This is a genomic window from Rhizobium sp. TBD182, from assembly GCF_001950375.1.
GTDB lineage: Bacteria > Pseudomonadota > Alphaproteobacteria > Rhizobiales > Rhizobiaceae > Agrobacterium > Agrobacterium tumefaciens.
Genome location: NZ_BDLN01000001.1, coordinates 386,879 through 404,837 on the forward strand (window position 1 = coordinate 386,879; position 17,959 = coordinate 404,837).

17 protein-coding genes and 1 tRNA gene are annotated in these 17,959 nt (G+C 59.0%); 8 read left to right on the forward strand and 10 right to left on the reverse strand.

The genetic code is table 11. The features are described from left to right. Both znuB and zur read left to right on the forward strand, forming a co-directional pair. Positions 1-819, forward strand: an 819-nt coding sequence (gene znuB, locus T18_RS02010; protein ID WP_038491022.1) for a zinc ABC transporter permease subunit ZnuB, incomplete at its 5' end; no start/stop codon positions are given. Then, positions 816-1,220, forward strand: coding sequence for a zinc uptake transcriptional repressor Zur (gene zur / locus T18_RS02015; RefSeq protein ID WP_025593459.1), 405 nt, complete (start codon positions 816-818; stop codon positions 1,218-1,220). The genes znuB and zur, both read left to right, overlap by 4 nt. Positions 1,221-1,259: 39 nt before the next feature. On the opposite strand, the gene T18_RS02020 is transcribed toward zur, so the two are convergent. After that, the gene (locus T18_RS02020) at positions 1,260-1,793 is read right to left on the reverse strand and encodes a gamma carbonic anhydrase family protein (RefSeq protein ID WP_038491019.1); all 534 of its coding nucleotides are present in this window, start codon (positions 1,791-1,793) and stop codon (positions 1,260-1,262) included. A gap of 37 nt (positions 1,794-1,830) precedes the next feature. Next, entirely contained in the window at positions 1,831-2,520 is a 690-nt protein-coding gene (locus T18_RS02025; protein WP_003515271.1) for a fumarylacetoacetate hydrolase family protein, read from the reverse strand. A 139-nt stretch (positions 2,521-2,659) separates the two neighbouring features. On the opposite strand from T18_RS02025, the gene dusA reads away from it, so the two are divergent. Next, a complete protein-coding gene (gene dusA / locus T18_RS02030) occupies positions 2,660-3,670 on the forward strand; it encodes a tRNA dihydrouridine(20/20a) synthase DusA (protein WP_038491016.1) in 1,011 nt (336 codons plus the stop codon). Between the two features lie 5 nt (positions 3,671-3,675). On the opposite strand, the gene T18_RS02035 is transcribed toward dusA, so the two are convergent. Next, positions 3,676-4,476: a DUF72 domain-containing protein gene (locus T18_RS02035; protein WP_038491013.1), complete on the reverse strand. Its 801-nt coding sequence runs from the start codon at positions 4,474-4,476 to the stop codon at positions 3,676-3,678. 56 nt (positions 4,477-4,532) lie between these two features. After that, positions 4,533-7,454, reverse strand: coding sequence for an excinuclease ABC subunit UvrA (gene uvrA, locus T18_RS02040; RefSeq protein WP_003515263.1), 2,922 nt, complete (start codon positions 7,452-7,454; stop codon positions 4,533-4,535). Positions 7,455-7,719: 265 nt separating this feature from the next. Here uvrA and T18_RS02045 point away from each other — a divergent pair, with 265 nt between their 5' ends. Continuing rightward, positions 7,720-8,295 (forward strand): single-stranded DNA-binding protein, encoded by a 576-nt coding sequence (locus tag T18_RS02045; RefSeq protein WP_003515262.1) that lies wholly within the window; start codon positions 7,720-7,722, stop codon positions 8,293-8,295. Between the two features lie 66 nt (positions 8,296-8,361). Here the strand turns inward: T18_RS02045 and T18_RS02050 are convergent, their stop codons facing one another. Both T18_RS02050 and T18_RS02055 read right to left on the reverse strand, forming a co-directional pair. Further along, positions 8,362-9,510, reverse strand: a complete 1,149-nt coding sequence (locus tag T18_RS02050) for an HPP family protein (protein ID WP_038491010.1) — start codon at positions 9,508-9,510, stop codon at positions 8,362-8,364. A gap of 123 nt (positions 9,511-9,633) precedes the next feature. Further along, positions 9,634-10,263: a MarC family protein gene (locus T18_RS02055; protein WP_003515260.1), complete on the reverse strand. Its 630-nt coding sequence runs from the start codon at positions 10,261-10,263 to the stop codon at positions 9,634-9,636. 217 nt (positions 10,264-10,480) lie between these two features. On the opposite strand from T18_RS02055, the gene gyrA reads away from it, so the two are divergent. Continuing rightward, on the forward strand, positions 10,481-13,273 hold the full coding sequence (gene gyrA / locus T18_RS02060; protein ID WP_038491007.1) for a DNA gyrase subunit A: 2,793 nt from the start codon (positions 10,481-10,483) through the stop codon (positions 13,271-13,273). A gap of 94 nt (positions 13,274-13,367) precedes the next feature. Here the strand turns inward: gyrA and T18_RS02065 are convergent, their stop codons facing one another. From T18_RS02065 to T18_RS02075, 3 genes are all read right to left on the reverse strand, one after another. Next, complete coding sequence (locus T18_RS02065; protein WP_003515258.1) at positions 13,368-13,628, reverse strand: hypothetical protein; 261 nt, start codon at positions 13,626-13,628, stop codon at positions 13,368-13,370. Between the two features lie 84 nt (positions 13,629-13,712). Then, positions 13,713-15,227: a D-alanyl-D-alanine carboxypeptidase family protein gene (locus tag T18_RS02070; RefSeq protein WP_075807476.1), complete on the reverse strand. Its 1,515-nt coding sequence runs from the start codon at positions 15,225-15,227 to the stop codon at positions 13,713-13,715. A 148-nt stretch (positions 15,228-15,375) separates the two neighbouring features. Next, positions 15,376-16,086 (reverse strand): hypothetical protein, encoded by a 711-nt coding sequence (locus T18_RS02075; protein WP_013636101.1) that lies wholly within the window; start codon positions 16,084-16,086, stop codon positions 15,376-15,378. 137 nt (positions 16,087-16,223) lie between these two features. Here T18_RS02075 and T18_RS02080 point away from each other — a divergent pair, with 137 nt between their 5' ends. The 3 genes from T18_RS02080 (at position 16,224) to T18_RS02095 (ending at position 17,404) form a co-directional block, all read left to right on the forward strand. Beyond that, the gene (locus T18_RS02080; protein WP_003515255.1) at positions 16,224-16,487 is read left to right on the forward strand and encodes a hypothetical protein; all 264 of its coding nucleotides are present in this window, start codon (positions 16,224-16,226) and stop codon (positions 16,485-16,487) included. A gap of 15 nt (positions 16,488-16,502) precedes the next feature. Beyond that, entirely contained in the window at positions 16,503-16,730 is a 228-nt protein-coding gene (locus T18_RS02085; protein WP_013636100.1) for a hypothetical protein, read from the forward strand. 584 nt (positions 16,731-17,314) lie between these two features. Continuing rightward, positions 17,315-17,404: transfer RNA gene (locus tag T18_RS02095), tRNA-Ser, on the forward strand. A 134-nt stretch (positions 17,405-17,538) separates the two neighbouring features. On the opposite strand, the gene T18_RS02100 is transcribed toward T18_RS02095, so the two are convergent. After that, on the reverse strand, positions 17,539-17,877 hold the full coding sequence (locus T18_RS02100; protein WP_013636098.1) for a hypothetical protein: 339 nt from the start codon (positions 17,875-17,877) through the stop codon (positions 17,539-17,541). Positions 17,878-17,959: the final 82 nt, after the last annotated feature.

Genomic DNA, 17,959 nt, shown 5'->3' on the forward strand with positions numbered 1-17,959 from the left:
ATGTTTGACGATTTCTTCGTTCGCGCCATGATCGCCGGCATCGGTGTTGCGCTCACCGCCGGTCCCCTTGGCTGCTTCGTTGTGTGGCGGCGCATGGCCTATTTCGGCGATACGATGGCCCATTCGGCACTGCTTGGCGTTGCGCTGTCGCTCCTGTTGCAGATCAACCTCATAGTCAGCGTCTTTCTTGTAGCCTCGGCGGTTTCGATCCTGCTGATTTTTCTGCAACGGCGGCAGGCGCTTTCCGCCGATGCGCTCCTCGGCATACTCTCTCATTCGGCGCTGGCGATCGGTCTGGTCATCGTTGCCTTCATGAGCTGGGTGCGCATCGATCTCGTCTCCTTCCTGTTCGGGGATATTCTGGCCGTTACCCGCAGCGATATCGCGCTGATCTGGGGCGGCGGGCTGGTGGTGCTGGTTTCCATGGTGTTCCTGTGGCGATCTCTGCTGGCCTCCACAGTCAATACCGAGTTGGCCGAGGCCGAGGGGTTGAACCCGGAACGCGCCAAGCTCATCTTCACGCTGTTGATGGCGCTGGTGATCGCCATCGCCATGAAGGTGGTCGGCATCATGTTGATCACATCGCTGCTCATCATACCGGCGGCGACAGCCAGACGTTTTTCTTCCACGCCTGAGGTGATGGCTGTGGTCGCGTCTCTAATCGGAGCGGTTGCCGTCGTTGGCGGCCTGTTCGGATCGCTGAGTTACGACACGCCATCAGGACCGTCCATCGTGGTTGCCGCCGTGATCCTGTTCGTTATAAGCCTGTTGCCGGTCCCGGGTTTTTCCCGCTCCGCAGATGAAGGAGGCAAGTCATGAATGCGCAGAACCTTACCAAAAACCAGTCGCTGGTCATGAATGCCCTGTCGAATGCGCATGCGCCGCTCAGCGCCTATGTCATCCTCGACAAGCTGCGCGACGATGGTTTTCGCGCGCCGCTGCAAGTCTACCGGGCGTTGGAAAAGCTGGTGGAATATGGTCTCGTGCACCGGCTTGAAAGTCTCAACGCCTTTGTTGCCTGCACCCATACGCAAGCCGAATGCTGCTCGCATCATCATGGCACCGTCGCCTTTGCCATTTGCGAATCCTGCGGGCAGGTGAACGAGTTCCACGATCACGAGATCGACCATCGCCTCGAGCGCTGGGTCAAGGACAGCAAGTTCAAGGCGGAAAAGACCACTATCGAAATTCGTGGTCTGTGTGCCGCCTGCGCGGGGTAACACCGTTTGGCGACAGCGGGCGTTCTTGTCCGCCATCCGTCATTCTTCGATGACTTCCAGATCCTTCGAAAAACGCTTCCAGTTTTCGATGTAATTTTCCGCCGAGCGGCGGATGCTGGCGACGGCCTCGTCATCCAGCGTTCGGACGGCACGCGCCGGCGATCCGACGATCAGGGAATTGTCGGGAAACTCCTTGCCCTCCGTCACCAGCGCATTGGCGCCGACCAGGCAGTTGCGGCCGATCTTTGCGCCGTTGAGGATCGTTGCGCCCATGCCGACGAGCGAATTGTCGCCGATGGTGCAGCCGTGGATGATGGCGTGGTGGCCGATGGTGCACATTTCGCCGATCGTGGCGGCAAAACCGAGATCGCTGTGAACCATCACGCCGTCCTGAATATTGGTGCCGCGACCGATGCTGATTGGATCATTATCGCCGCGCAGCGTCGCGCCGAACCAGATGCCGACATCCTCGGCAAGTATCACCGAGCCAATGACATTCGCATCGGGTGCAACCCAGTAGCGATCCGGGGCAGGGGTCTGCGGCACCCGATCTGCGAGGCGATAAAGCGGCATGTCGGTTCTCTCCCTTTGGATTATGCGCCGATAGCGATCAGGCGACCGTAACGGACAGAGTGCCGACACCGTCTACACCACACTCGATCCGATCGCCGCGCACGATAGGGCCGACGCCCGCGGGCGTGCCGGTCATGATGACATCGCCAGCGGCAAGCGTGAACAGCTTGGAAAGCTCGGCAATCACTTCCGGCACTTTCCAGATCATCTGCGCAAGATCGCCTGTTTGCTTGCGCTCACCATTGACATCGAGCCAGATCGCACCGGTCGACGGATGGCCGATCTTGTCTGCGGGAACGATGGCGGAGACCGGCGCGGAATATTCGAACGCTTTTGCGCCCTCCCACGAGCGTCCCATCTTCTTCAAACCATCCTGAAGGTCGCGGCGTGTCATATCGATTCCAACCGCGTAACCCCAGACGTGGCCCAGCGCATCGCTTGCCAGAATATCCGCACCGCCGCTTTTCAACACCACGACGCATTCGACTTCGTAATGCACGTTCGACGACAGCGAAGGGTAGGGGAAATCCTGACCCGCAGGCAGAAGGTTGTCCGGATTTTTCTGGAAATAAAACGGCGGTTCCCTTGAAGGATCGTGGCCCATCTCGATGGCGTGATCGGCATAATTGCGGCCGACACAATAGACCCGCCGCACGGGGAACATCTCGTTTGTGCCCTCTACGGGCAGAAGAACGGGTTCTGGAACTGGAATGACGGTGGCGGCCATGGGATTTCCTGTCGTCTTTTTTAGAACTGCAAGTCTTGTCCCGCGATTCCTGGGTGATTTCCAGTTCAAAATGACCGCAGCTGCAAAACTGGCTTTTTGCGGTCCTTTGCTGTAGAAGCCGCCGCAAAGAGGTGAATTCATGTACAGACAAGCGCTTGCAAACGGCGAAAAAATCTTTGCCGTGGCCCCGATGATCGATTGGACGGACACGAGGTGCAGATTTCTGCACCGGCAATTGTCGAAGCGTGCGCTGCTTTATACGGAAATGATCGTTGCCGACGCCATCATCCATGGCCAGCGCGACAGGTTGCTCAACTATCATACTCATGAACATCCGGTCGCATTGCAACTCGGTGGGTCGGATCCGGTCAAGCTTTCGGAGGCGGTGCGGATCGCCGGCGATTATAGCTATGACGAGATCAACCTTAATGTTGGCTGTCCTTCAGACCGGGTGCAATCCGGCACTTTCGGCGCATGTCTGATGCGCGAGCCCGAGATTGTCGCGCATTGCGTGACAGCGATGAAGGCCGTTGCGAAGGTGTCGGTCACGGTCAAATGCCGCATCGGCGTGGACGATCAGGAGCCGGAAGCCGTGCTGCCGGATTTTCTTTCGCGGGTCGTGGCGGCGGGCGCGGATGCGGTCTGGATCCATGCGCGCAAGGCTTGGCTGCAAGGGCTTTCGCCGAAGGAAAACCGTGAGGTGCCGCCGCTCGATTATGATCTCGTCTATCGCATGAAGCGGGAAAATCCTGACATCTTCATCGGTATCAACGGCGGTATCTCCGATCTCGATCAGGCAAGCCTCCATCTGCAGCATATGGACGGCGTGATGCTTGGCCGTGCGGCCTATCACAATACGTCCATCCTTGCCGATGTCGACCATCGCATTTATGGCGAAGAGGCCCGGCAAGCTGACTGGATGGGGCTGCGTGATGCGATGATGGCCTACGCCGCCGACTACATTGCCGCCGGCGGGCGCCTCAACCACGTTACCCGCCACATGGTCGGCCTGTTTCAGGGCATGCCCGGCGCGCGCCGTTTCCGGCAAATCCTTTCCAGCGACGCCACACGACCGGGCGCTGGAACCGAGGTGATCGAAGCGGCGTTCGCGGCAGTCGATTTCAGCCCGGCGAAAGAAATGGCTGGCTGAGCCAGTCAGACCAATTTCTGCAATACCTGTGCGCCGTTTGGTGCATTGACCTTGCCGCCGGTGATGAAGAAAGCGAAGACATCGCGAGGGGTCTTCTCGACTTTTCTATCGGGAGCGATCAGCGGCAGGTCATCCGGAACACCGCCCGCCGCATAGGTCTTGACCCGTTTTGCCCAATGGTCAATCTCGGCCTTCGGATAACAGGTCTCGATATCATCTTCTCCCTTTTGCAGGCGGCAATAGACGAAATCGGCAGTTACGTCAGGCAGCATCGGATAATCGTGATGGTCGGCGCAGACGACCGCGACTTTGTGTTTGGCGAGAAGATCGATGAATTCCGGCACCTGAAATGTCGGGTTTCGCACTTCGACCACGTGGCGAAGGCTGATGCCATCCTGTTTTTCGGGCAGCAATGCCAGAAACGCGTCGAAATCCTCGGCGTCGAATTTTTTAGTCGGTGCGAATTGCCAGAGAATCGGGCCGAGATGGTGGCCGAGCTCCGTCAGCCCCTGTGTCAGGAACTTCGTCATGGATTCACCCGCCTCGGCCAGGACCTTGCGGTTGGTGACGAAGCGGCTTGCCTTCAGGGAGAAAACGAAATCCTCAGGCACGTCCGCCGCCCATTTGGCGAAGGTCTCGGGTTTCTGGCTGCTATAATAGGTGCCGTTCACCTCGATCGCCGTCAATTGCCGGCTGGCATGTTCCAGCTGGCGTTTCTTCGGCAGTTTTTCCGGATAAAACGTGCCTTCCCACGGCTCGAAAGTCCAGCCGCCGATACCGGTGCGGATCGTGCCTGATGTCGACATATACTATTCCTCCTCGGGCTATCGGCCTTACGTACCCTTGCTGCGAAAGGTGCGGATTACTCCGCAGCCTCGCGTTTTCCGGCTGGCCGCCGTTCCAGAAGTTCCTTCAGGAAATGGCCGGTATAGGAGCGCTCGTTCTTGACGATGTCTTCTGGCGTTCCGGTTGCCACCACTTCGCCGCCGCCCGTGCCGCCTTCTGGGCCAATATCGATGATCCAGTCGGCCGTCTTGATGACTTCGAGATTGTGCTCGATTACCACGACGGAATTGCCCTGATCCACCAGCGCCTGCAGCATTTCCAGAAGCTTGTTGACGTCGTGGAAATGGAGACCCGTCGTCGGCTCATCGAGGATGTAGAGCGTGCGGCCGGTGGAGCGTTTCGACAGTTCCTTGGCGAGCTTGACGCGCTGCGCCTCGCCGCCGGAGAGCGTATTGGCCTGCTGGCCGACCTTGATGTAACCAAGGCCGACATCGAACAGCGCTTGCAGCTTGTCACGCACGGCCGGAACGGCGGCGAAGAATTCAACGCCTTCTTCCACCGTCATATCAAGCACGTCGGCAATGGACTTGCCCTTGAAGGTCACATCCAGCGTCTCGCGATTGTAACGCTTGCCGTGGCAGACGTCGCAGGTGACATAGACATCAGGCAGGAAGTGCATCTCGATCTTGATGACGCCGTCGCCCTGGCAGGCTTCGCAGCGGCCACCCTTGACGTTGAAGGAGAAACGGCCAGGTGCATAACCGCGCGCCTTCGCCTCCGGCAGACCGGCGAACCAGTCACGGATCGGCGTGAATGCGCCGGTGTAGGTGGCGGGGTTTGATCGTGGCGTGCGGCCGATTGGCGACTGGTCGATATCGATCACCTTGTCGATGAATTCGAAACCATCGATGCGGTCATGCTCGGCCGGAATTTCGCGCGCGCCCATCACCCGGCGTGCTGCCGACTTATAGAGCGTCTCGATCAGGAAGGTGGATTTGCCACCACCCGACACGCCGGTAACGGCGGTGAAAACGCCAAGGGGAACGGCCGCAGTCACATTCTTCAGGTTGTTGCCGCGTGCGCCAAAAACCTTGATTTCGCGGCCCTTCTTCGGCTTGCGGCGTTCTGCCGGCACGGCGACGCCGAGTTCGCCGGATAGATATTTTCCGGTCAGCGATTTCGGATTGGCCATAACCTCCTGCGGCGTGCCTTCGGCGATGACCTGACCGCCGTGAATGCCGGCGGCAGGGCCGATATCGACAACGTAATCCGCCGTCAGAATGGCATCCTCGTCGTGTTCGACCACGATCACCGTATTGCCGATATCACGCAGATGTTTCAGCGTATCGAGCAGACGGGCATTGTCGCGCTGGTGCAGGCCGATGGAGGGCTCGTCCAGAACATAGAGAACGCCCGTGAGGCCGGAGCCGATTTGCGAAGCAAGCCGGATGCGCTGGCTTTCTCCGCCGGAAAGCGTGCCGGAGTTGCGTGACAGGCTGAGATAATCCAGCCCGACATCGTTGAGGAATCGCAGACGTTCGCGGATTTCCTTGAGGATGCGAACCGCGATCTCGTTCTGTTTGGCGTTCAGATTTTCCGGCAGCGTCTCGAACCAGTCGCGTGCCATACGGATCGACATCTGGGTGACTTCGCCGATGTGCATTCTGTTGATCTTGACGGCGAGCGCTTCCGGCTTCAGGCGATAGCCGGCGCAGGCCGGGCAGGGGGCCGCCGACATATAACGCTCGATTTCCTCGCGCGCCCAGGCGCTGTCGGTTTCTTTCCAGCGACGCTCCAGATTGGGAACGATGCCTTCGAAATTCTTCACCGTCTTGTAGGAGCGCGCACCGTCCTGATAGTTGAACTCGATCTTGTCGTCAGTGCCCTGGAGAATGGCGTGCTGCGCCTCTTTCGAAAGGTCCGTCCATTTGCTCGACAGCTTGAAACCGAAGGCCTTGCCCAGCGCCTCCAGCGTCTGGTTGTAATAGGGGGAAGACGACTTGGCCCAGGGGGCGATCGCGCCATCCCGCAGGGTGCGTGCAGGTTCTGGCACGATCAGGTTTTCGTCCACCTTCTGCTGCGAGCCGAGACCGTCACAGGTGGGGCAGGCGCCGAAGGGATTGTTGAAGGAGAAAAGCCGGGGCTCGATTTCCGGGATGGTGAAGCCGGAGACCGGGCAGGCGAATTTTTCCGAAAACAGCATACGCTCGTGGGTCTCATTGAGCGATTTGTTTGCGGAGCCGCCAGCCGAGGTTTCTTCCGGCGGCAGGGGCTTGTCGGCAAATTCGGCCACTGCCAACCCGTCGGCGAGCTTGAGGCAGGTCTCGAGACTGTCGGCAAGGCGTGCTGCCATGTCCGGGCGCACGACGGCGCGGTCCACCACCACATCGATATCGTGTTTGTACTTCTTGTCGAGGACGGGAACGTCAGCGATCTCGTAGAACTGGCCATCCACCTTGACGCGCTGGAAGCCCTTCTTCATCAGTTCGGCGAGTTCCTTTTTATATTCGCCTTTGCGGCCGCGCACGATCGGCGCGAGAATATAAAGGCGCGTGCCTTCCTCGAAGGCAAGGATACGGTCGACCATCTGGCTGACCGTCTGGCTCTCGATCGGCAGGCCCGTCGCCGGCGAGTAGGGCACACCGACACGCGCAAACAGCAGGCGCATATAGTCGTAGATTTCCGTGACCGTGCCGACCGTAGAGCGCGGGTTCTTCGAGGTGGTTTTCTGCTCGATGGAAATCGCCGGAGAAAGCCCCTCGATGCGGTCTACATCCGGCTTCTGCATCATTTCGAGGAACTGGCGCGCATAGGCCGAGAGGCTCTCGACATAACGGCGCTGGCCCTCGGCATAGATTGTGTCGAAGGCGAGCGACGACTTGCCCGAGCCGGAGAGCCCGGTCATGACGATCAGCTTGTTGCGCGGTAGATCCAGATCGATACCCTTGAGGTTATGCTCACGGGCACCACGGATGGAAATCGTCTTCAGTTCACTCATGATAAAGCTCGGACAAAATTAACAGGCCTGATGGCGGAGCGTCCTTATGTAGTGACGCAACCGGACGTGTCGAGGTTTATTCCCTATCGATCGATGGCTTTTCGGCTCACTTGACTCGAATTTCGTGATTTAATAGAACAAAAAAGGAACAAATTGCAAGTGCGAATATACTCTCTGAAAAAGTCAGGATTATTCGCTGTGGATTGTTCCCCGTTGCGGTGCCCTTTGCGGGCGGCGATGGTTATTGTGTGCGGGATTTTTTGAAATGCAATTGCCGGTCACGATGGCTGGCGGACAGGATGACGAGATGGCTGGTAGCGTAAACAAGGTAATTCTGATTGGGAACGTTGGCGCCGATCCCGAAATTCGCCGGACGCAGGACGGCCGTCCGATCGCCAATCTGCGTATCGCCACCTCGGAGACCTGGCGGGACCGCAACAGCGGCGAGCGCAAGGAAAAGACTGAATGGCACACGGTCGTCGTTTTCAACGAAGGCCTGTGCAAGGTTGTCGAACAATATGTGAAAAAGGGCGCCAAGCTCTATATTGAAGGCCAGCTGCAGACGCGCAAGTGGCAGGACCAGACCGGTAACGACCGTTACTCCACCGAAGTGGTACTGCAGGGCTTCAACTCCACGCTGACGATGCTCGACGGTCGCGGCGAAGGTGGCGGCGGCAGCCGCAGCGGTGGCGACATCGGCGGTGGAGATTATGGCAGCGGCGGCGGTAACTACGGTGGCGGTTACGACCAGCAGCCGGCGGCCCGCGGCGGTGCCTCTCGTGGCGGCAGCCAGCCTTCCGGCGGCTTCTCCAGTGACATGGACGACGATATCCCGTTCTGATCGGGACCCTGATTGACGGGGCGGGGGCCGGTCGAAAACGGTTGCCCGCTTCAAGGTCGCGACGACCTACGCCGCGGCTTTGTCCGCCAGCATCGCAACCATGACATCGGACTGCGAAAGAATACCCACCATCTTGCCGTTGGCGTCGATCACCGGCAGGTAATGCAGGCCTTCCTCCGCAAAGCGGATGATTGCTTCCTCGATCGCCGTTTCCGGCTGCACGGTTCTAACAGGCGATGTCATGATATCCTTGACGGTATCGTTAGGTGCGCTTTCGCCTGAGAGGATAAGGCGCAGGCGCTGCAGGAAACCGATGGAAGGCCGGCCGTTTCTCCAGCTAGCCTTTTCAAGAAAATCCGTCTGAGTGACGATGCCGACGATTTCGGCCCTGTCGTTGGTCACGGGCAGAGCCTTGAAATGGCGTTTGCGCATCAGTGAATGGGCGTGGCGCAGGCTATCATCCGGGGCGACGCCGACCACATCGCGCGACATGACGCTGGCGCAATCGAGGTGGAGGGCGCGGCGGCGCCAGGAGCGCAATTCCGTCTTGCGCAAAATCATCTCCAGCACATCGCGATCAATATCGAGAACCTCGTCATATTCCTTCAGCACCTCGTCCAGATCGGCTGAGGAAAAGCCGATTTTCTGTATCGGCGTCGGGTCTGCCGTGCCGTGGCTGGCCTTTCCCAACCTCAGGCCGTGCGGATAGGCGCGGCCGGTGGCATTGTTATAAACGAGCGCGAGGATGAGAAGGATGAGCGAGTTTCCGGCGACCGGCCAGAGAATAAAGCCATAGCCGAGACTATGCACGGCGGGACCGCCGAGAACGGCCGTCAGCGCCACCGCGCCGCTTGGCGGGTGCAGGCAGCGCAGCGCCATCATGGCAGCAATGGCAAGGCTTATGGCAAGCGCGCTGGCAAGGAAAATATCCGGAACGAGTAAAGCCACCGTCACACCCACGAAAGCCGACACGATGTTGCCGCAGAGGATCGACCAGGGCTGCGCAAGGGGGCTGGATGGCACGGCGAATAAAAGCACCGCCGAGGCGCCCATCGGCGCGATCATGGCGGGCAGGGCAGGGTCTAAGCGGAAAGCAAGGCTGCCCAGAAGTCCGGTCAGCGAAATGCCGACGAAGGCGCCCGCCGCAGCGCGCAGCCTTTCCCGGTTACTGACGGGAGCGGCATCCGGGATGAGGCGGCGCAGCGTGGATCGCATGGAGAGAGCTTTCTGGTGCGGAAAAAAGATGCGCGTCTTTTAACCGAGGCAGGAGCCGGATTCAAAGGGCGGATTTTTCGCAAATCCGGCCGGTTGCGGCATTTTGTTGCGAACCGATGGTCGTCAGAATGCGAAGGCCGATTTTATGCCGTCCACTACGAACTGCACGGAAAGCGCGGCAAGAAGGACGCCGAGCAGCCTTGTCAGGATCGCGCGGCCGGTATTGCCGAGAAAACGGTCCATGCGTTCCGAGACGATCAGGGTGGCGTAGACGAGGGCCATGGCGAAGGCGAGGATGAGAATAAGCACGACCATTTCGAGCGTCGTTTTCATCGTTCCCGCTAGGAGCACGGTCGCGGAAATGGCGCCAGGCCCGGCGATCAACGGCAAGGCGAGCGGAAAGACCGCCAGATTGTGCAGATGGTCCTTGGTTATGGCAATCTCCGAGGTCTTTTCCTTGCGCTCCTGGCGTTTCTCGAAAATCATCTCGAAGGAAATCCAGAACAGCAGCAGGCCACCGGCGATGCGGAAGGCACCCAGCGAAATGCCGAGAAGGTTGAGGATGGTGAGACCGAACAGGGCGAAGATGGCGAGAATGCCGAAGGCGATGATTGAGCCGCGCAGAGCCACCTGGGCGCGCTGGTCGCGCGTCATTCCAACCGTGAGTGCGAGAAATACGGGCGCGAGACCGGGCGGATCGAGCGTGACCAGAAGTGTTGTAAGCGCGTTGATGAGCGTTTCGCTGCTGGCCATTCTTTCCCCGCCTGTTCTGTTTTTAGGCCGGAGCCTACGCAAGTCGTACTCGCTTTGAAAGGGAGCGGCGTCGCTTTTGCCAACCTAAATGGCGAAAAGCGGGGTATGTCTTGCAAATGACGCAAAAGACTGTTCAAAACTCGCCGGGAAATTGGCTTAACGTGGCTGTTTCCGCTATAAAAATCCATCCGATTCTTAACAGAGAATGTGATCCGTTTTGACTGACCAGAGCCCCCCCGGCGGCGGAAAACTTCCGCCAGGCATTGAACCGATTTCCATCATTGAGGAAATGCAGCGGTCCTATCTCGATTACGCCATGAGCGTTATCGTTTCCCGCGCGCTTCCCGATGTCCGTGACGGTCTGAAGCCGGTTCATCGCCGTATTCTTTACGGCATGTCCGAACTCGGCATCGACTGGAACAAGAAATACGTCAAATGCGCCCGCGTCACCGGTGACGTGATGGGTAAATTCCATCCGCACGGCAATGCGGCGATTTACGATGCGCTGGCGCGTATGGCGCAGGACTGGTCTCTTCGCCTGCCGCTGATCGACGGACAGGGCAACTTCGGCTCCATCGACGGCGATCCGCCGGCGGCCGAACGTTACACCGAGTGCCGTCTCGAAAAGGCAGCGCATTCGCTTCTCGACGATCTCGACAAGGAAACGGTGGATTTCCGCGACAACTATGACGGCACCTTGCATGAGCCGGTCGTCATTCCCGCGAAATTCCCGAATCTTCTGGTCAACGGGGCAGGTGGCATCGCCGTCGGCATGGCGACGAATATTCCGCCGCACAATCTTTCCGAAGTCATCGACGGCTGTATCGCCCTCATCGACAATCCGGCGATCGAGCTGCTGGAACTGATGCAGATCATTCCCGGCCCGGACTTTCCGACCGGCGCGCTCATCATGGGCCGTTCCGGCATTCGCTCTGCCTATGAGACGGGTCGCGGATCGGTCATCATGCGCGGCCGTGCGACCATCGAGCCGATGCGCGGCGACCGCGAGCAGATCATCATCACCGAGGTTCCCTATCAGGTGAACAAGGCGACGATGATCGAGAAGATGGCCGAACTGGTCAAGGAAAAGCGCATCGAGGGTATTTCCGATCTGCGCGACGAGTCCGACCGCCAGGGTTATCGCGTCGTCGTCGAGCTGAAGCGCGACGCCAATGCCGAAGTCATCCTGAACCAGATCTATCGCTACACGCCGCTGCAGACCTCCTTCGGCTGCAACATGGTGGCGCTGAACGGCGGCAAGCCTGAACAGATGACGCTGCTGGACATGCTGCGCGCCTTCGTGTCCTTCCGTGAGGATGTCGTCAGCCGCCGCACGAAGTATCTGCTGCGCAAGGCGCGCGACCGCGCGCATGTGTTGGTCGGTCTGGCGATCTCGGTTGCCAATATCGACGAAGTCATCCGCGTCATTCGTCATGCTCCCGATCCGGCTTCGGCCCGTGAGGAGCTGATGACGCGGCGCTGGCCGGCGCAGGATGTGGAAAGCTTGATCCGTCTCATCGACGATCCGCGCCACCGCATCAATGAAGACGGCACCTACAATCTCTCCGAAGAGCAGGCACGCGCCATTCTCGAATTGCGCCTTGCCCGCCTGACGGCGCTTGGCCGCGACGAAATCGGCGACGAGCTGAACAAGATCGGTGCGGAAATCAGCGAATATCTCGAAATCCTGTCTTCACGGCTGCGCATCATGCAGATCGTCAAGGATGAGCTTATTGCCATCCGCGATGAGTTCGGCACGCCACGCCGGTCCGAGATCGTCGAAGGCGGTCCTGACATGGATGATGAAGACCTCATCTCCCGCGAAGATATGGTCGTCACCGTTTCGCATCTCGGCTACATCAAGCGCGTGCCGCTGACCACCTACCGGGCACAGCGTCGCGGCGGCAAGGGCCGTTCCGGCATGGCGACGCGCGACGAAGATTTCGTCAACCGTCTCTTTGTCGCCAATACCCATACGCCGGTGCTGTTCTTCTCCTCGCGCGGCATCGTGTACAAGGAAAAGGTCTGGCGCCTTCCGATCGGTACGCCGCAGTCGAAGGGCAAGGCCCTCATCAACATGCTGCCGCTGGAACCAGGCGAGCGCATCACCACCATCATGCCGTTGCCCGAGGACGAAACGACCTGGGAAACGCTCGATGTGATGTTCTCGACGACGCGCGGCACGGTTCGCCGCAACAAGCTCGGCGATTTCGTGCAGGTCAACCGCAACGGCAAGATCGCCATGAAGCTGGAGGAGGAGGGCGATGAAATCCTCTCCGTCGAAACCTGTACCGACCAGGATGACGTGTTGCTAACGACGGCACTCGGCCAGTGCATCCGCTTCCCCGTCGACGATGTCCGCGTCTTCGCCGGCCGCAACTCGGTTGGCGTGCGCGGTATCAACATGGCGGATGGCGACCGCATCATCTCCATGACCATTGTGGGCCATGTGGAAGCTGAACCGTGGGAGCGTGCGGCCTACCTCAAGCGTTCGGCCACCGAGCGGCGTGCCGCCGGGGTCGATGAGGAAGATATCGCACTGGTTGGCGAGGAAGTCGCGGAAGAAGGCGAACTCAGCGAAGAGCGTTATCAGGAACTGAAGGCACGCGAAGAATTCGTGCTGACCGTCTCTGAAAAAGGCTATGGCAAGCGTTCTTCGTCTTACGACTTCCGCACATCGGGTCGTGGCGGCAAGGGCATTCGCGCCACTGATACCTCGAAGACGACGGAAATCGGCGAACTCGTTGCGGCCTTCCCGGTGGACGAAGGCGACCAGATCATGCTGGTTTCCGATGGCGGCCAGCTGATCCGTGTGCCGGTAAACGGCATCCGTATCGCAAGCCGCGCCACCAAGGGCGTGACGATCTTCTCCACCGCCAAGGATGAGAAGGTGGTTTCCGTGGAACGTATCAACGAGCCGGAAGGCGACGAAGAGGCGGAAAACGGCAATGGCGAAGAGGTGGCAGACACTCTGCCGGATACGCCAGAGGCACCGGAGAGCGAGGCGTAAGCCGCCTCGTTTCTTCATTGTCAATCAACAAAAACCCCGCGGTGCACAGGCTCCGCGGGGTTTTTCTTTGTCTCGTCCGATTATGTTTGGTTTGTCAGCGGATCCGGATATGGACCGGTGCACGCCCGGAGCGGCGGCCGACATGAAGGTGGATATTTGCTTCCGGCTGATTGGCACGCCAGGCGCGGGCGCCATGCGACAGAAGCAGGCTGACGAGATCACGCGTCTTTGCCTTGGAGCGGTTAAGACCGAGATCGGCAATGCGCATTGCCGCCTCGTGAATGGGATGCAGAACCGACAGACTGCCTTGCCCGTTGCCAGACGCAATGTCCGAATAGTTCTCGTTAACTGCCATCTTGGAAAGCCTCGCTACACATTACACAATTCGAGGAGACAGGCGATGTTTCAACAAATAAGACACCGCCTGCACGAACGTCTATTACTGGAGTGACGCCCAGCAGCTGACGCCTTTCTTTTTCAATGCATTGCATGCATTTACCGCGGCGGCCTGGCCGTCGAAGCCGCCGAAGCGGGCGCGGTATACCTGGGAGCCTTCTCTGCTGAAGGCCACCGTGAAGGGTTTTGCGGACCGAAGGGCGGCGCCGCCTTTTTCCTGCGCATTCTGCAACAGGCCACGTGCCGAGTTTTCATCCGGCGATGCGCCAATCTGGATCACCCAGCCGCCCTGCGGAGCTTCAGCCTTTGCCGAAACGGAAGGGGTGGAGGATACAGATGCCGGCGTGGACGCGGTGACGATATTGTCCACCTTGGTCGAGTTGGTAATCAACTTGCGGTCAGGCGCGACGGCTACCTGAGAAATAGGATCCTTGCCCTTCTGCCAGGTGGCGGCTTCCATGGCCTTTACGGCCGCATTGGACGAGGAGCCTGCAAAGGCAGTAACCGGCGCGTCCTCGTAACGGGTCTGCGGTACGGGGCCGGCATGGGGCAGGCCGGAATCTGTCGCAGCGACAGCTGCGGACGGAGCCGCGACTGCCACAGGTGGAGCAGCAACAGCCACAGCGACTGGCTCTTCGACAGGTGCCGATCTCGTTTGCGCAATCAGGTTGCTGTTGCCGCTGCGAGAAGCCTGCGGCAGGTATGTCGCAACAAGCTTGCGCATGGTGGCGTCACGGGCAGCGCTCGAGCGGCCGCCAAGAACGACGGCGACGATGGAGCGGCCGTCTAGCTGTGCCGATGTTGCAAGATTGCTTCCGGCAGCACGGGTATAACCGGTCTTGATGCCATCTACGCCGCGAACGGTTCCCACGAGACGATTGTGGTTGCCGATGACCTGCTTGCCGAAATTGAAGGTGCGCGTGGAGAAGTAGCCGTAATATTGCGGGAAATGCTGGCGAAGGGCGATGCCAAGGCGGGCCTGGTCACGCGCCGTCGTCATCTGCGCCGTGTTTGGCAGGCCGTTGGCGTTACGATAGGTCGTGCGGGTCATGCCGAGCGCACGGGCCTTGGCGGTCATCATTCTGGCAAAACGGTCTTCGGAGCCGCCGATATATTCACCGAGTGCGGTGGCCATGTCGTTGGCGGAACGGGTGACGAGCGCAAGAATTGCCTGCTCGACCGTGATGCTGCCACCGGCGCGCACGCCGAGCTTGGAAGGAGGCTCCTTGGCGGCGTTGGCCGAAACCGGCACCTTGGAATCGAGCGAAATGCGCCCGGAATTGAGCGCCTCGAACGTAAGATAAAGCGTCATCATCTTCGTCAGCGAGGCAGGATAGCGCAGGCCATCCGGATCCTCGCCATAGAGAACCTTGCCGGTCTTGGCATCAATGACGATGCCCGCATATTTCGGGTCCGCCTGTGCGGTGCCAACGGATGTTGCGGTTATGAACGCCGCAGCAAGGGTCAACGCAACGAACCTTACCAAAGACGTCGCACCCGCTTTGCGCGAATCTGCCCCAAATAGACTTTTCAACACTGCTGAACTCTTCAATCGCATATTTCTGTTCCGCTCGGACGCGCCCCGCCCGAGTGCTCCGGGAAGAAACTTTATCGGGATGGCGTTACCAAGTGGTTTATGAAAGGTATCCACGCTCCATAAAATGCGACTTTTCGGGCGCAATCTGTCTCACGCCTTTTCACGGATTTCAGTCTTTTACGAGGCGCTGCTCGATGTAGCGTTTCACGCCTGCGTCGAGTTCTTTCCATTGTGGCAGCAAGGTTGCGGAGAATCGGTAGAACAGGCTGAGGTCCTGGCCGGCGTGGATATCCCTCTGGCAGTCGCTGCCCGTCGACTCCTGCTGGGTTTGCGGCAGAAGGCAGCGCACGACATAGTCGCTTTCGCCCTCTCGCTGCCCGGTCAATATGACTTCCTTGCCGTAACCTGCGTCGGCACGCAGGCGGTGCAGTGTGAGGCCGTGTTTCAGCGGCACAGGCTCTCCTTCCGTCAACCGGGCATAGATCGGCCCGAAACGGCCGGACATGTCCTCAGACATCGTGCTTTGCGATAGCTGGATGAAAATAAGCCCTGCTGCCTGCGCCGGATCATCGAAAACAGCGCGATTGGAGTCTTCATATCCCTTGAGACCCGGCCAGGTGAGATAAAGATCGGCACGCTCTCGCTCTCCATCGTGGCGGTCGGAAGGTACACGCAGCGTGTTTTTCGCAAGTTTCAGCAGGTCATTGCCGATTGTGATCTCCACCGCGTCGGTTGCTGTCGTGTGGCCCGCCTGAAGAATCCGCTCGCCGTACCATTTAACGCCGATATTGAGGGCAGCAACAAAGCATATAATAATGACGGCAATGATGATTGCGCGCCGTATCAGGGAGGATGAAAGCAGGGGGGCTTCGTTGTGCATGAGCTTCCGACTTGTTCTTGCCACTGGACGCGTTTTCCACACTGAAAACAGACGGGCAAAGCTTTAACCTGCGGCGATCGCCATTGAAATGCTGTTTTGCCGCTGCTACCTGATAGGGTGCAAGCAAAGGACGGCATATGGCAGCGCGCGACAGATATTCCCGGAAACTCGAATGTTCCAAATGCGGTCATCAGGGTTTTGCCGAGGTGTCGGAATCGGATGAGAAAGACCGCCGTAACCTCGATTTTCGCGTTGATGAAATGCCGCGTGGCTTCCGCACCGAGCGTGCCTCGGTCGATCCAACGGAATTCATGATCCGCTGCGGTCAGTGCGGCAACATATTCCGTTTCCTGCAAAAAACCGCCTATGCGCCGGGAGGCGAACCGCGCGTCAAGGCCTGAACGGAAGGTACCGGGATGACTGTACCGCAACAACCCAATGGGGCGCCGCCTAGGCGCAAGCCAATCTGGCCGTGGATCGTGCTGCTGGTGCTGACACTTTGCGCCATCTATTCCTACAATCGCGCCAACGAGATCATACTAGAGCTGTCCGACACGTTACCGCCGGCGCTGCTGAACCTTTTCGAGGATATTTTCCGGGGCGGTTTTCGGCGCGGCGATGGCGGACCGAGCATCGGTGTCTAAACCATAAAGCAGGTAACGCACCCCCAGCCTTTATCCGCCGGTCGCAGTTTTTCGGTAGTATAAAAGAAAAAAGCCCCGCAAACGGGCGGGGCAGGTTGATCGCTCGGGGAAAGTTGGGCAATGCCCGGGAGCGATGCGGCTATATAAATGACAATATTACTGACGCGATAGGCCACTTCCGTCCCAAACAGTACGCCGACGCATAAAATTTGCTCAAGCAGGAAGAATTTAGGAATATCAACTGGCCAAATCTGTCAGGCAACTTGACAGGAGGTCGTTTTATTCTTCGATTGCCTCGAATTGCACATATTCGCGCCTAACATAACGGGACATGAGCAGACGCATGGATAAATCCGGAATCTTCTTCGTGGCGCTTTTATTGGTGCTTGTGGCAATCGTGCTGAGTCTGGCGCTATTCCACTCGCCTCAGCAAAGTCCGGCACTTCCTTCGGGCGAGGGGTCTCTGCTGCCGCCGGCAACGACACAAGGACAATGAGTTGCTGACGGATGCGAAGAGGCTGTGCGCGCGTGCGCCATCGGGATTGACGGCCTTTTTCAAAACGCTATAAAGCCTCACCACCGATGGATGGGTGTCCGAGTGGTTTAAGGAACCGGTCTTGAAAACCGGCGTGCGTGAGAGCGTACCGTGGGTTCGAATCCCACCCCATCTGCCATAAAACTCCAAACAGAGAGTTTGAAATCAAGAGAACCGGCAGCGTTAGCGACGCGGTGTTCTCTTGGCTTGGAAATTTCTTGTATCACCGAAATGAAGAAACCCGCCTTTCGGCGGGTTCCGTTGATTAATGTATTAGAGTTCAGGGCAGCCGCGTTCGTTCGCGAATGTGATGCGCTCCGGTCCTCGGCGGGTGAAGCCCTGGACGACGACGCGGCCGGGGGTGACGCGCACGACTTCGGGGTCGCGCAGGCCTGCCTCGCGGGCGGCGGCGCGGGCTTCGCGTTCGCCGCAGCCACGCATGCGCGGAGGTCCTCGTCGGTCCATGTCGCGGTCTCGATCACGTATAACCGGGCGAACGCCGTCGGGGCCGATCCGCAGCTCCATGTCCTGCGCACTTGCGTGAATAGGCGCGGCAATGGACACCAGCGCGATGCCGAGCGCCAGGCCGGCGGTTTTTATTGACTTGATCATGTTCCCTCACTCAGCCGAAAACCGGCGGAAGCTCGTGTGTTTGCGAGGGGAAAACGCGGTCGGGCTTCGTTTGTTCCTTGAG